A 14319-nucleotide genomic window follows, 5' to 3' on the forward strand; every position below is an offset into this window, starting at 1 on the left:
CCCTAATACTATTAAAAAAGGGCTTGAAAGCCCTGTAATACTTGTGTTTTCTAAAGGCGGCACCCAGATTTGAACTGGGGAGTGGAGGTTTTGCAGACCTCTGCCTTACCACTTGGCTATGCCGCCATGCCTGCTTTCTGGCGTTTTCCTTATCGACAACTGAACAACAGGAGCCAGATAGGAGCCAAAACACTAGCTTAACTAATATAACCCAACGAAAGTCTAATGACAACAACAGTAAAAGAAAACCTAAGTTGTGTTCTAACGTGGCTATTGTAGGCTAGTAGTGGTGAAAATTGGGAATACTGAGTAATTAGACACAACCACTACAAACAACCGATGAGCAACGACACGAAAAAGTCTACACCATTGTGGGCAAAGGTTTTGGTAGCTTGGATATTTACACCGATTGGTTTTCAGGTGTTACTGGTAGTTACTGGTGTTTCCTTAGACAACAACCTAGAGAACAACATCTCTGCTGGTCTTACGCTGGCAGCAATAACAGGTGTAGTCGTAGAACACGATATAAGACGCAGAGGTGAGAAGTAATCTGTGAACATCGATGAGAAAGCGTTTGTAATCTTTATAGTTGTCAACCTACTGATATCTATCTTCTTCCCCAGTTGTGAGGCAGACTTAGACAACAGAAACCCAGATAATGACTATAACTATCAGCCGCACCAATCACAACCAACAATAGTCCCTACAAAAGTAAAGTGATGTTAGCTGTAAGTTGGGTGTCCTAATGTGGACTCACATAGAAAACTAGGATAGGTATGTCCACTAAGGTATGTCCACCCTAGAAAGCTTACCATGCTTACGCTCTAACCCAAGTGTACATACCTGACATACCTGGACATACTATTTATAAGATTATTTTGGGGTATTAGTAACGTTAGTCAGTTTGCAACAGCACACAGATATTTTAATAGATTTCTGCAAAATAGAGTGTCAGGTGTGTCCAGGTGTGTACTTTCCTTGTGAGGCAAGGCTTTCAGGTGTGTCACACCCTAGTAGACATAGGTGTGTCCAGGGTAAAGGTGTGTCCATCTAAGCAAAAGAAAAACTCAGCTAACACAGGCAAGTTAGCTGAGGTTAGTCTAGTTCTATTAGACTTAGTACACTTCTTCGTAAGTCTCAGTGGTCTTTACGTCTTCACTGGTTAGCATGTCAAGTGTTGGCAGTGACCAGTAGGTAACTTTCTTCTGACCTACCCTTCGTTTTGTTGCTCCCAGTTTAGACAACACCGCGCCGACTTCCATTTGTGCTTTCTTATCGTTTAGTCTGCTAGTGTCGAAACCTAAAGCATTTTCCATAATGTCAGCAAGGGTACATGGGTTATGGTGTGTTATGTAGGTTGCTATACGTTCAGTCCAGGGATTCTCTTGTTCATATTGGGCTGTGTCTTCAGCAGACATTAGTTTTTCAGCGTTGGTTAGCTCCCATTGTTCACCGTCTAAGTACAGCTTTAGAATCGCGCTCCATAAGTCGTCTCTCATCTCTTGTACTGCTTTCCTGTCTACTTGCTGAGTTATGTTAACTACCCAGAACCGTCTGTTGCCTGTAGTGTCCTTAAGAAACTCAGTCTTATTTGTTGTACCAGCGACTACAAAAGAGCGTGAATAACGTTGGCTTGCTTTACCGTATGGTCGTCTAAAGAGGTCGTCTTCTTTACTTAGGAATGCTTTAATGCTGGCGATATCTTTCTGGCTTAATGCGTTCTCTATCTCTCCGTACTCACAGCACCAACTATTGTGCATACTCAGGATTTCGTCTACTTGGCTCTTATGTTCGCCTACGGTTTGGAAGAATTGTTTACCGAAGATGTCTTGTAGTAGTGTTGTCTTACCAATGCCTTGTCCACCTTGTAACACCAAAGCATTATCAGCCTTACAACCTGGAGACAACGCACGTGCAACAGCAGAAATTAGCCAACGTCGCCAGTAGATTCTGTGTAGCTTTTTGTCAACTCCGATAGCTTGGAAGAAAGCACTAAGGATAGGTTCAGCATCGTTGGCAACAGTTAAGCTCTGCAAGTAAGCACGAACTGGGTGATATGAGCGTTGTTCAGCGTAAACTACAGAGAATCTCTCGAACTTGCTGTCAGGGTAGTCTCTGTCTAGTTCTTGCTCTGCCAACTCTTGTAGTCTTTCGATGCTCATGTGAACACCGCGAAACCTTAATTGGTTTTCCATCTCGTCCCATTGCAAATCTTCTCCAAAGAACTCAGAAAGCTCTTGTCTCATCTGATTGCCTTTGCTTCTGCTGCCACCATTGTTCATTAGTGTAATCGGCTTTTCTGTCCCTTTGCTGGCACTGGCTAACGTGCATCTAGTTTCTTCTTCAGACAGACCTAAGTAGTCGGTAGCGATAGTAAACAGACACTCGTCGATAGCTTCTAGTTTGTCTGGGAACAAGCCAGCTAAGGTGTACTTGCTTATGTTCAGTGTGCTGTTACGTTCGCCTTCCTTCGCTTGCTTTAGTTTGTTGGCGAAGTTTTCTAATGTCTCTCTGAAGTTGGTGTTAGCGGGAACATCAGAGTAGTTGGGCTTGCTTACCTCTGCTTTGGTTTGCTTAGGTTTGGCTGGTGTTAGCTCTGGTAGTCCTTCTAGTATTTGGTCTACTGTGTAACGTATGCCTGAAGCTTCGCTGATAGATACCAGAGTAGGCGTTTGTTTGTTGTGCAGTAGTCCTGGCAGTCTCATCACTCGCGCCAAGTCTTTAATAGCCTTATCAGATTCATAGTGAGTAATTAGTCTCTCCTGACAACTTCTGAACACTTCAGCCGACATGATTACAGGTTCACTCAGGAGCCAATAAGCATGACATTTGTTAGTGCTGGTGTTTACTATGATGGATGGCTGCAAGTGCCAACTGTCAGGAATACCGTTGTCACAGTCGATAAAGAGAGCGCGAACGCGAGTAATGTTATCTGTTGTACGCTTGCCTGTGCCGTCTGTCTCCTGAATAGTGACAAACACGCCTGCGCCTTGGTCATTTAGTCGCTGTAGTTTGTTCCAAGAACTTACTAAGGTATCATGCCAGCATTGGGTTAACGCTTTGTCTTTGTTCTCGCTATCGTCGAAGGTCTGCCAAGTGACAGCAGAACCACCCACAATTGCATTTATGAAGGCTTCAGCTTGCGAGTAGTCAGAGGTTTGGGTTAGAATAGGGTTAATAGATTTCATTAGTTAGACCCTCCACGGTCTGCTTATGTTTGGTTTACTAGAGCCGTCATGTGTTCGCTGCACTGGCGGCTCTTTGGTTTGCGGTCGGTTTACTTGGACTCAGACATTGTTTGGTGCAGAAGGATAAGTTTGTCTATCGTGTCTGAAACCACTGTTAACGCTTGCGCTTTGGTTAGTTCATTCCACTGAATACACCAGCCCAACCATTGCACATATGCTTCGGTTGCTGTCGTAGGCTTTGGATTTGCAGCGAGTAGATAGGTTAGTTCTAGGCGTGCGACTTCAGTTAACTGTGGGTTGGTCTTTTGTTTACGCTGCATACTCGTTTACCTCAGCAACTAAGTCAGCAATAGTTCTCATGTATCGGCGTGGACACTGGAAAGCGTTGTATCGAGTGCGTTTGTAGGGGTTGTAAGCTTCGTCTATGTTCCAGTGTTGTCTAAGGTTGGCTGGTAGGTAGATTGCGCCGTAAACCGTCTCATGCTCGTCAGACCAATTGCCAATAGGAGCTAACACAACACACCCGATTAACTGTTGTTCTCGTTGTCTGTGGGTTCTTTCTTTGGCTCTCCAGGCTTTCACACTGTCAACCCACAACCACCGAGGTAAACTATCGAACCCGTTAGCACCTGCTATTGTGTCGTCTATTGGTTCGCCCAAGATAGCCCCTCTATACTTAGCTGTTTTCACTTCTAGAGCCAACATACTACCAGCAGTAGATATTAAGATGTCAGCTTCCTTGTCGTTTGTATACCCGTCAGCGACGTTTGGAATCACTGATGCAGTCAACCCAAGGGAACACAACGCAGTAGTAACATAGGATTCCATGCGGTGAGTCTTTATGCTGCTGTTGGCTATTTTCTGAATGTACTTGTAAGTCATGTAATCTGGGAGTTCCAGTTTGTCTTGTCTGTACTGCTGTCTAGAAACAATGCTGCTGTGGGTGTTAGACCACAGAATTTCAGGTAACGGGGTTTCATTAGTTTTCATTGGTTTTCATCCTTCGTTTTGTTTACTTGCCTGCCTTCTTCGCACGTTGGCAGGTGTTTTGTTTGGGTGAGTTCTGTTGTCTTTAGATATGAGAGCGACAACAGAAGATTACAGAACAAGAGTGTGCTAACTAGCGTTGTCATTGGTCTTTCTCCAGTCGGCTAACGCTAGCTTGCACAACGTTGGAATGCTCATTTCTCGTTTGTTGGCAAGCTGTTGTAGGTCAGCGTAGAACTCATTAGAAATGTAGAATTGTATTTTGGTTGTCTTTCTCGGTTTACTCACGTTAAGGTTCCTTTGTCTTTGGTTTACGTTGGAGGCTCTTTTGTCCTCTTACTCTTTCAGTTGTGGTCGAATATTTGGTAGCTTGGTACAAAATGAATACCTCTGAAAATATCTATCTTTAGACGTAGACGCTAGGTTTTCTTTAGACCATCTAATAACTGCTGAACCTCATCGATAGCCAACTTAAAGCGTTCATGTCTGGGGCTAGTTGGGTGTAGTTCTGTTTTCCAAGCGTCAACCAACGAGCGCAAGTCTTCAGTTAGCTGAACAAGAGCATCAGCGTCTACATCTTCAGGCACTCTGACAACCTTTGTTTTCTTCCCGTTGTACTTACTTCTGCGATCGCCGCCCCAAGACTTCTTTAGACTTCCCATGTCGTTCTCACTTGTTTGTTACGACCAAGTTCTGTTAACTCTCCAGTAGCCTCTCCAACCACTCACGCTTTCTAGCCCAACTTCCGCCCCTCTTTTGTCCGAGCTTGCCTTCTAGAATCGCTGGCACACTCCAACCGTTGTTGTACAGTTCTCTTAAGGCTTCCACTTGTTCAGCAGTCACATAGACACCAGTTAACGGCTGATTCTCCAGTAAAACTGTTGTTTCCGATGGTTCGTGAACGGCTGAACATTGGCTTTCTGCAAGGTTTTCGGCTGTTTCTGAGGCTGAACTTAAGCTGAACTGTGAGTCATAAGCGTTCACTCTCACAGACTTATGTGCAGTCGGTCTGGTTTGCATTTGTACACTGGTCGGTCTTAGTGCTGGCTTATCGTCTACTAGACACACTTGCTTACCTCCAGACACCAACCAGCGTTCTAACTCGGTGTTCTTCAGTGCTTGCGCCCTCTCTACTGCTGACTGACCTAAGTAAACTCTCACAAAACAACTGTCTCTAAGCTTGCTGTCTCCTTCCAGTCCTAAGTTTTTCACTGTGTCATTCTGGACAACAGCAGCAACAAACCGCTTAACCCTGCGCCCTCTTTTAGCGTGCCTAGATAACCACTGACCAGCGTGTTCTATCTCATCTACCAACACTGGTAATTCTTCAGCAACTATCAGCGTGTTGTCAGTTGTCCACTTGTTCCCAGCCTGCTTACGTTCCACTGTGCGCTGTTCGATAACTTCTAAGTCTTCCTGCATTTGTTCGCTGATGCTGCTGAAGCTTTCGTACATCTGACAGTTAGGTAAGCTTCTGATGTATAGCCAGTCATCACAAGTGCAGTCTGTATCGTATAGTTTGTAATGCCAACCAGCGCCCAACACAGAAGCAAACGACTGGATAAATGTAGACTTCCCTGCGCCTGTGCCTCCAACGACTAACAAATGCTTGTCCTGCTGTAGCCAATAGCTAACTACATCCGAGATGACATCAGCATCCACAGGTACAGACTGGGTTAAGGTTAGCTCTTGTTTGCGACTGAGTAGGCTGTTGTACCAAGCTATAGATTGTTTACGTTCTATCAGTCCTAAGTCTTCACCTAGCGCGGTTAGCTTGCGGTTATCTACGTAAGACCTGTAACCTACAGCAACAACACCCAAGCCCACCACAGATGACAGCAGTTTACTTAGTCCTCTGTTCTGAAGACCAACCACAGGCAACAGGAGACAACCCGCAAGCCCTAAGCTAACTGTGCTGATAGCTGTGTGCTGGGTTAGCTGCATCAGTGTACGTGTGAATGAGACTGGGTAATCTTGGTTACTCACGGTATGTTTTCCACTGTTTACAAATGTTGCAAAAGACTAGATAATACTGATATCTCTCGCTGAACCAGCACGGAAGCTAGAGTTAACTTCCTAAGACAACTCCAGCGATAACTGCTGAGGCACTGATAATAGTTGTTGGTTGTAACCGCTTGCTTACGCTCCACTGCAAGCCAACACCAAAGACAGCACACCCAACTACAGCTAACAGCAAGCGTTCACTAGATAAGATAGGTACACAAAAGTAAACTGTCTGAGTCACAAGCGCACTAGCAAAAGCACACAACAGAGAACTAAAGATAATCTCACCTAAAGCTGTCTTTGCTGTTGTTGGCTCTGGCAGTTGTTCTCTTTTGCTGTCTAGGCTTATAGTAATCGTGTTGTCTTTGGTAGTCGTTGTTATTTGGTCTTTAGTTATTGTTGTCTCATTCACTTCTGTTTACCTCTGGTCTATTGGTCTGATGTGTGTCTGCACAAAGAATGCAGATGTTAATTACTGTTGTCTTGCTACTAATGCTCGTTGTAGTAAGCAAAAGCAGCAGACCTAGTAATGCTAGAAAACCTGCTGCCAACCTATCCACTGTTTACTCCTGTGTTTAGACTGTTGTGTTTTCTTCGTAGGCTTTGGCTCTAGTAAACGCTAAAGATAGAACCTGTTGTTTACTGTGCGCTCCTGCTAACGCTGAGTAGTAGGTCTGAGCTTGTTTACCTTCTAGCTTTCTGCATTCCTGTCTGCCCTCTAGACTTCTGTAAACATAGAGAACGCTAACAAACTCGCTACCTCTATAGACTGAACTGAAACTTGCTGAATACATAAGTTGTTTCCCTACGCTAGATTTACTAAATACCCAACAACACCAGCCGTAGAGAACCTTTGCTGGCTGAGGAGACTAACAACCTCGTGCTTACTCAGCTTCACAAACAGTTCGCTACTCTCTGGAGAAGTCACAAAGGGAGTGAGCAAAGGAAACTTATTGTTAGCTACCTCCTGAGCGTTTGCTGAGACACTGCCAGTCAGCTTAAGCATTTTGCGCTCTTGCTGTCCTGTTGCGATCAGTGTAGGTAGCTTTCGCTCTCGTTTACGTTTGGGTTTGCTACTGCTTTCTGATGCGGTCTTACCGTTGCTTGTCATAGTCTCTACCATAATTTCACCTGCTTTTGTTTACTGTTAAAGACTGCTCTTGTTTGTGTGAAATTGTACAAGAGCGAACTAAGCTCTTGTGTCTGTCTCCTACTTACTTGTGTTCACGTTAGTTACTATGTCTTCCACTACCGCTTGGATAGCCAGAGAATCAGCGTAGTCATTGGTAGGTGTGCTGTAGACTTCTGTTGTGTCTCCGTTGGCTACAACAAAGCTCACTTCTGAGTCACTGATAGTTAGTCTTGTGTCTTCTATCAGACTGTTGTCGCTTGTGTACATAGGGTTAAGTCTCCTGTAGTTGGTAAACTAAAGTGACCATGTTCTCTTTAGTCGGACTTGTTATTACAAGTATAACTCACTATGTCTTACTTGTCCGACAAGTTTATACAAGCCGGGCAGGAACTTAGATGGCACAAGACAAATGGACAATCAGAAACGTTAGTGAAGAAGTACAGAGAGAAGTTAGAGTCTTAGCAGCAGCAGAAAACATTAGTATTGCTGAAGCTTTGGAACGCATTGTAAACGAGTGGAAACATTTGAAAGCTATAGACAAGGCAGGCAAACTAGGAGAGAACACAAAAGCGGACTAACTATGGCGTAGCTTTCTAACGCCCGTTAGAAGTTGACAAATGCTAATCACTTGGGTTAACTTGTTCTCATAAGCAAGTTAACTGAGGTGTGAACATGAAGACTACTAAGAAAGTAAAAGCCAACCCAAACGCTGTTGTTATCTACCTAAGAGTCAGCACAGACGAGCAAGGGAAATCAGGCTTAGGTCTGGACGCTCAGTTAGACGCTTGTAAACGACTGTGCGAACAACGACAGCTAACCATAGTTGGCGTGTTCAGTGAAATCATTAGTGGTAAGGTAGACCCAAGAGAACGCCCAGTGTTCATGCAAGCTCTCACCGAGGCACAGAAACATGGGGCTAGTCTATTGGTGAGCAAACAGGATAGATTCAGCCGTGAGGTTTTCCATGTGTCAGGCTACGTTAACAACTACTTCTTCGGTTCACAAACTCCAGCCCTCATAGCTGCTGACAGTCCTAACGCTTCTCCTATGGAAATCTACCTGAAAGCTATGGTGAGTGAACAAGAGAGACAAGCCATTAGCCAACGCACCAAAGACGCACTAGCCCAACTGAAGAAACAAGGTAAACAACTGGGTAAGGCTGGTAGACAAGCGCACTCAGAGAAGGCACAGCAAGCCACTGAAGCTGCAATACAGAGAGCATTAGAACTAAGACAACTAGGTAAGTCTTTGGAAGCTGTAGCCGACACACTGAACACTGAAGGCTTCACAACTAGCAGGGGTACACACTGGACAAAACAAGCCCTCAGCAAAAGATTAAGTAAGTCAGCTTAACTTGTGTTATAATGACAAAAGACATAACACACGTTAACAACATAAACAAAAGCTGACTCTCGCAAAGGTAAGAGTCAGCTTTTGTTTTGTCTAGGGTGTTTGGCTAAAGTGAACGGGGGGGAAGGCGGCTGGCTGAGGTGTGTCGGGAAGCTTTCTGAGGAAATATACAGCAGTTTTCGCACCACACGCGCAACTAGAGCCAACAAACACCACAGTAGCCTCGCTTTAGTCTACTAGTGCTGTTAACACTGGGTCTTAAGGTGTTCTCGTGCTGTGGTCGTGTTTTCTAAGGTTTGCATTTGGCAATCATTAGTTTTACTTATAGCTAACTTCTGTCTAATAACCTTATCTTGTCGTCTTCTTGTAAGTCCAACTCGGTTATCTCTTGTGATACTTGTTGGCTGTGGCGAGTGAGACTATAAGCTACTAATGCTCTCTTAGCGTGTCTTAGTGAACAGGCTATCTGGTGATGTTCGTTGCTGTCTATTGGTAGTTCTCTTTTGTACTGTTCCAAGTGAGCGATCGCAAGCCACAGATGACCAGAAATACCAGTTAGCTTAATATGACTATCGTTGTTCCACTTCTGAATGTCGCTCACTGTAGGGTTACTCCTAAGTATAAAGACAAGTATACTACATCACAAGTTATCATTAGTAAGTGCAGGTCAGAATGTTTGCTTGTGCCTTACCTGAACTACATCACAGGCACTTCTAGACTACTGACAACACCAGCATAGTGTCTCATGAGTATCTCTGGACTGTTGCCAACCCATCTAGCTATCTGAGGAATGGGTACACCAGCCTCTACACAATGACTGATGAACGTGTGCCTAGTGTTATACGGACATCTGTAACGCTGTACTTTGCCCTCGTCCACGAGCGTAGCGAGTATGCCCTTGTAAACCTTCCTACCACTCCTACACCCGCGCCATACCTGATTAGTAAACTTACCGTTATCTATGGGTAGACCGTTAGGGCTAGGGAACACAAGAGAATCAGGACTAGGACTAGCTGGTCTAATGCTTATCAGCAGTTCTCTTAACACCTGATTACAAGGGAATTTCCTAGACTTACCTGTTTTCGTGGATTTTCTAATGTTCAGCCTACTGTCATAGGACTCGCAGAAAGTTATCTGAGAGCAATCTAGACTAATGTGTTTCCACTGGAGAGCGATAGCTTCACCAGTTCGGCAACCAGTGAGGAACAAGAACTGAACGAAGGCTGTGTAGTGCGGTCGTTTGTCAGCGAAAGCTTGTATGATTGCGTCACGTTCTGCTGTAGTAAACGGGTCTATAGTCGTGTTAATCGTGGGTTGTCTAATCTTCCCAGCCATGCCCACAAATGGATTCTTCTCCAGTAAACCTGAGTCTACAGCCCAATTACAGCAGGCTGCTAAATGGGTAAGCACTCGTTTGGCTGTGTCTGCGCTGAGTGTTTGCAGCAGGTAATCTCTGATAGCTACAGCATCTCTTGGGTCTTTTGTTGGTAGCTGTCGGATGTGATGAGCGTACTTTCTTATGTAATCTCGTTGGTAAGTGGTAGGTGCTAGCTGAGGTCGTTTGTATTCGCAGTAGCTAGCCCACAACTCTAACAAGTCTACCTTCTTAACTACTGTTATCTTGGGTCTGAACTGCTGCTTATAGCTTTCGAGTGTTGGGTCTAGTTGTCCTGTTCTAATGTCTTCTTCTAACTGCCAAGCGACTATCTGAGCTTTCTTTCTGTTCTCTGGTGTGTCTGCTAACCCAGTGTAAATATAACGAAGGCTACCGTCTACAATTAGTCTCGGTAGCCTTAACCTTAGTTTTCCTTGCTTGTTTTCTATACCAATCTCACCAGTGTTTGCTTTCTTTAAGCCTACATCAGTTTTCGATTGGTTTGCTGATGTGTTCTTTTGTGTGCCAATCTCAGGAGCCATACAGGAGCCAACTAGCATTTTTCTCAGAGTTGCTAGTGTCTGAAAGGCTCATTCTGGCGTTGTCAGTGGAGCTTGTCTACCTTTTGCAGACCTCTGCCTTACCACTTGGCTATGCCGCCATGCTCTACAGTCTACTATTATAACCTATTTATCTGCAATATTGCATCCCCAGACAGCAAAAACTTTGTGATTTCTGTGCAGGTTTACAGATAACAGGCTAGAGTGATGCACATCATATAGATGAAGAGTGTTGTAAGTTATCTACTGAGCTTACACAAGATTAACATCTGAATTTATATATATGGGTGGCATAAGATACAAAAAAGTTATAATCTACTTCTTAAGATAGATGCAAATATCAAATAGAGTATAGAAGTATAAACCAAAACAAAAATATTTCTAAATTTATTTACTTAGATGTAGTAACAAGCCAGCATTTATATACCTTTTATGAAGTAGTTTATTTCCTCACTGATGAGTTAAAACATAAATTTATTACCTAATACATGCTATTCAGGAGAATTAAATATTAATACGCACGAGTTGCTAAACCAAACAATGAATGAAAAGTCTCTCATCTCAATTGCTCAAGTCACAGATACGCATTTATTAGCCTCAGAAAATAAAAGGCTAGAAGGAATACCTACTACAGAATCTTTCTTAGCTGTGATTGAGCGGTTAGAAAAACTTAAACCAGAACTAGACTTGCTGTTGATGACGGGAGATTTATCTGGAGATGCTACACAAGAATCTTATGAAAATCTACAACACTATTTGAACTCACTACAAATAGCTACTTACTGGCTACCAGGAAATCATGATAATGCGATCGCTATGGATACTATATTAAATCTAGGCATGGTTTCCCGACGTAAGTCTTTTCAGCGTGGCAATTGGCATTTTGTTCTGCTCAATTCTAGTGTTCCTGAGTGTGTACATGGTTATCTATCGGCTAGTACCTTAGACTGGTTAGACTCTGAGTTACAAACATCAGGTAGCAACCCGACCTTAATAGCACTGCATCATACACCACTAACAGTAAATTCTGCGTGGTTGGATGCTAGTTGTTTGCAAAATTCTTCTGAGTTTTTTGCTATCGTTGATCGTCATCCACAAGTCAAAATAGTTTTATTTGGTCACATTCACCAGGAATTTCACCAGCAACGCCATAGTATTAATTACTTGGGTACTCCCTCAACTTGTTATCAGTTCCAGCAGGAAAGTCCTACCTATGTTATTAGTGATGAATTGCCTGGGTTTCGTGTGTTAAATCTCTACTCTGATGGTACATGGGAGACTAAAATTGAGCGTGTTGCCTATCCTCTACCTATAGAGTTAGTAGTTACAGCATCATACTAGGTTGTTATTTTTTTAACGCAAAGAAACGCTGAGTGTGATTAAGGAGACTTATCACTCATTACTGATTTTCACTTCATCAGCGAAACTCTGCCAACGCACAAAATAAAATGGGCCAGCAACAGAACCCCAGATGTGTTCATCGGTTTCTAAGTCTCTACCTCTGTCAAGACTGATAAACTTCTCTTCGTTAATCTCAAATTCGCTATCTAGATAAGTCTTTTGTCCTTTGCGGAAAACAATACAACCTTTACCTGGTTCTACCTTACCTTTAAAGCTGTTACCAGTCCACTCAACAATCATGTTACAGCCTGGTAATTTTTCTAAAGATTCGTTAGTTAAGGTTTTGAGGAGATTAAGGTTACGAGATGCACCGTAAAAGTTTTCTTCTTGCTTAACTGTATAATTTTCAATATGAATGCGATCGCCTACAGTCATCAGTTTGAGTACGCGCAAACGATAGGGATCATTCAGACTATAATCATAAGATTGTTCTACAAAAAAGCCTACTCCCGATAGAACTTCCCACGGTAGGGGACGCATACACACCCGAATATGGGCATAAAAAGGCGGATTTTCAAAGGCTTGCGCTTGATTGCTAAAATCGGCAGCCATCCAGCGTGCTAAAGTTGCTATGTCTGTAGAATGAGTCATTACATCAGATTTATCAAAAAATATCTAAAAATATTTTAAAGCTTAACGGTGACAGGGAGTTGGGGATATTTGTTGCGGATGAATACGTCAAGGGAAATTGCCGTTAAAGTTATTAAGCAGATGATAGTTAACGCTCAACTGTTAAGCGTCAACAAACCTGAATAACTAGTAACTGACTTTAATATCTACAAATTTGTAAAATTCCTTATGGTACGCCGCTTAAGTGTCATCATTACAACTGCTATTCTCTGGCAAATTATCAGTTATCCTACTTTAGCCAGAAGTAGCGATCCTCTACAAGCGGATAGCTTTCCCCCTAGTCCGTTAGAAATTACTACACCTGATCCACTTTTACCACCTTCACAGGGTAAACAGCCTTTAACACCCATAGAACAGCTAAAGTTAGAGTCGGCGCTGGATGAGTTAAATCAACAGGCTTCCGCAAAATTGCAAGCTGGGGATAGTGTAACGGCGTTTGAAATTTGGAACCGTGAGTTACGCTTGCGGCGGTATTTGGGTGCTGTGGCTGAGGTAAAAGCACTCGCACGGGTGGGTGATATTGCTTGGAATCAAAGCGATCGCCAGGAGATATTCTACATTACCCAAAGATTACAAGCAATTCAACAGCAAGCCCAACCTAAAAACAAAAATGCTCAAAACAATATTGATTTACAATTGTGGCAAGGGTTAGGTGATGCTTATCAAAAAGTGCGATCGCTAAAACCTGCGATTGAGGTTTACAATCAAATCTTAGCCACATTCCGACAGCAAAAAAATTCAGTTGGAGAAATAGACACCTTAAAAACTTTGGGGGAATTACACCTGGGTTGGTTTGATTATCCCCAAGCTGCTAGTACCTACGAGGAATTGTTAACGCTGGCTACTACTAGGGGTGAGCAGCAGGATGAGTTAATATACTTGCAAAGGTTAGCTTATATTTACGAACAGTCGAAACAAGCAGCCAAGTCAATTGATGTGCTGACTAAGCTAAAAACTATTTACACCCAAGATAATAATCTCATTCAATTGCCAAGTTTACAAATAGCGATCGCTGCTAATTACGAAAGCCTAGCCAAAGAAAATCCTGCTTTACTACAGCAAGCCTTTGACAACTATCAAGAAGCTTACACCACCGCTTGGCAATTACAACAATATACCCGCGCGGCTGACGCGCTACAAAAGATAATTTCGTTATACCGTTCTCAAGGACAAATAGAAGAAGCCTTACAAACTAGCCAAATTCTGATAGAAACGCAAGAACTCGCTTCTAACTATTATGGCATGATGCAGGCTTATGACCAAGTTGGACAGTTACATTTAGAACGCAAAGAGTATCCACAAGCACTAACAGCTTTTCAAAATGGTTTAGAATTAGCCAAACGATTAAAACATGAAGAAGCTTACTTTAATCAGAAGATTGAAAGCATTTCCAAACTAAATCCCTAATACCTCAACACCAAATTTACCAATAAGGATTGAAACTATATATCATCCATATCTTCAATCCTTAATTTTGAAGTTATCTTTTTCAAAAGAAAGTCAAAGATTACATCAGAAGCATAGATACATCAGTTTGTTAGTCAGTGAGGTACAAAAAGAAAGATTGAATTGGCATTTCAATTCTTATTTTTGCATACTAAGTAAGTCGGTGGGAAAAAACAAAGCTAAGTTAAGAAAGGTAAACAAGGCTATAACCCTCCTGCCTCCTGCCTTGCCATAGCGATAATTTTT

General features: G+C 42.9%; 17 protein-coding genes and 1 tRNA gene. 5 read left to right on the forward strand and 13 right to left on the reverse strand.

From position 1 onward, the window contains the following. Positions 1 to 54 precede the first annotated feature (54 nt). Positions 55 to 126: transfer RNA gene (locus NSMS1_RS05180), tRNA-Cys, on the reverse strand. A 213-nt stretch (positions 127 to 339) separates the two neighbouring features. Between NSMS1_RS05180 and NSMS1_RS05185 the strand changes: the two genes are divergently transcribed. Beyond that, positions 340 to 549, forward strand: a complete 210-nt coding sequence (locus NSMS1_RS05185; protein WP_224091699.1) for a hypothetical protein — start codon at positions 340 to 342, stop codon at positions 547 to 549. Positions 550 to 1115: 566 nt separating this feature from the next. Here NSMS1_RS05185 and NSMS1_RS05190 read toward each other — a convergent pair. The 9 genes from NSMS1_RS05190 to NSMS1_RS05230 form a co-directional block, all read right to left on the reverse strand. After that, on the reverse strand, positions 1116 to 3188 hold the full coding sequence (locus NSMS1_RS05190; protein WP_224091700.1) for a virulence-associated E family protein: 2073 nt from the start codon (positions 3186 to 3188) through the stop codon (positions 1116 to 1118). 89 nt (positions 3189 to 3277) lie between these two features. Then, positions 3278 to 3508, reverse strand: coding sequence for a hypothetical protein (locus NSMS1_RS05195; RefSeq protein ID WP_224091701.1), 231 nt, complete (start codon positions 3506 to 3508; stop codon positions 3278 to 3280). Continuing rightward, on the reverse strand, positions 3498 to 4178 hold the full coding sequence (locus NSMS1_RS05200; RefSeq protein WP_224091702.1) for a hypothetical protein: 681 nt from the start codon (positions 4176 to 4178) through the stop codon (positions 3498 to 3500). The genes NSMS1_RS05195 and NSMS1_RS05200 overlap by 11 nt, the downstream gene beginning before the upstream one ends. 416 nt (positions 4179 to 4594) lie before the next feature. After that, on the reverse strand, positions 4595 to 4837 hold the full coding sequence (locus NSMS1_RS05205; RefSeq protein WP_224091704.1) for a hypothetical protein: 243 nt from the start codon (positions 4835 to 4837) through the stop codon (positions 4595 to 4597). Positions 4838 to 4871: 34 nt separating this feature from the next. Next, positions 4872 to 6119, reverse strand: a complete 1248-nt coding sequence (locus tag NSMS1_RS05210) for a hypothetical protein (RefSeq protein ID WP_224091706.1) — start codon at positions 6117 to 6119, stop codon at positions 4872 to 4874. 124 nt (positions 6120 to 6243) lie between these two features. Further along, the gene (locus NSMS1_RS05215; RefSeq protein WP_224091708.1) at positions 6244 to 6591 is read right to left on the reverse strand and encodes a hypothetical protein; all 348 of its coding nucleotides are present in this window, start codon (positions 6589 to 6591) and stop codon (positions 6244 to 6246) included. Between the two features lie 163 nt (positions 6592 to 6754). Further along, positions 6755 to 6973 carry a hypothetical protein gene (locus NSMS1_RS05220; protein WP_224091709.1) on the reverse strand — a complete coding sequence of 73 codons (219 nt, stop codon included), beginning with the start codon at positions 6971 to 6973 and terminating at the stop codon, positions 6755 to 6757. An 11-nt stretch (positions 6974 to 6984) separates the two neighbouring features. After that, positions 6985 to 7302, reverse strand: coding sequence for a hypothetical protein (locus tag NSMS1_RS05225; protein WP_224091710.1), 318 nt, complete (start codon positions 7300 to 7302; stop codon positions 6985 to 6987). A gap of 87 nt (positions 7303 to 7389) precedes the next feature. After that, entirely contained in the window at positions 7390 to 7578 is a 189-nt protein-coding gene (locus NSMS1_RS05230; RefSeq protein WP_224091711.1) for a hypothetical protein, read from the reverse strand. Between the two features lie 128 nt (positions 7579 to 7706). Between NSMS1_RS05230 and NSMS1_RS05235 the strand changes: the two genes are divergently transcribed. Together NSMS1_RS05235 and NSMS1_RS05240 are read left to right on the forward strand one after the other, a co-directional pair. Then, positions 7707 to 7889, forward strand: coding sequence for a hypothetical protein (locus NSMS1_RS05235; protein ID WP_224091712.1), 183 nt, complete (start codon positions 7707 to 7709; stop codon positions 7887 to 7889). Positions 7890 to 7983: 94 nt separating this feature from the next. Then, entirely contained in the window at positions 7984 to 8664 is a 681-nt protein-coding gene (locus NSMS1_RS05240; protein WP_224091713.1) for a recombinase family protein, read from the forward strand. Positions 8665 to 8989: 325 nt separating this feature from the next. Here the strand turns inward: NSMS1_RS05240 and NSMS1_RS05245 are convergent, their stop codons facing one another. Together NSMS1_RS05245 and NSMS1_RS05250 are read right to left on the reverse strand one after the other, a co-directional pair. Next, on the reverse strand, positions 8990 to 9262 hold the full coding sequence (locus NSMS1_RS05245; RefSeq protein WP_224091714.1) for a hypothetical protein: 273 nt from the start codon (positions 9260 to 9262) through the stop codon (positions 8990 to 8992). A 95-nt stretch (positions 9263 to 9357) separates the two neighbouring features. Continuing rightward, entirely contained in the window at positions 9358 to 10596 is a 1239-nt protein-coding gene (locus NSMS1_RS05250) for a tyrosine-type recombinase/integrase (RefSeq protein WP_224091715.1), read from the reverse strand. 525 nt (positions 10597 to 11121) lie between these two features. Between NSMS1_RS05250 and cpdA the strand changes: the two genes are divergently transcribed. Continuing rightward, the gene (cpdA, locus tag NSMS1_RS05255) at positions 11122 to 11937 is read left to right on the forward strand and encodes a 3',5'-cyclic-AMP phosphodiesterase (protein WP_263432561.1); all 816 of its coding nucleotides are present in this window, start codon (positions 11122 to 11124) and stop codon (positions 11935 to 11937) included. Positions 11938 to 11988: 51 nt separating this feature from the next. On the opposite strand, the gene NSMS1_RS05260 is transcribed toward cpdA, so the two are convergent. Next, positions 11989 to 12588, reverse strand: coding sequence for a chromophore lyase CpcT/CpeT (locus tag NSMS1_RS05260; protein WP_224091718.1), 600 nt, complete (start codon positions 12586 to 12588; stop codon positions 11989 to 11991). A gap of 207 nt (positions 12589 to 12795) precedes the next feature. On the opposite strand from NSMS1_RS05260, the gene NSMS1_RS05265 reads away from it, so the two are divergent. Next, positions 12796 to 14034, forward strand: a complete 1239-nt coding sequence (locus NSMS1_RS05265; protein WP_224091719.1) for a tetratricopeptide repeat protein — start codon at positions 12796 to 12798, stop codon at positions 14032 to 14034. Positions 14035 to 14319 lie beyond the last annotated feature (285 nt).

The organism is Nostoc sp. MS1, from assembly GCF_019976755.1.
In the GTDB taxonomy this organism is placed as follows: Bacteria; Cyanobacteriota; Cyanobacteriia; order Cyanobacteriales; family Nostocaceae; genus Trichormus.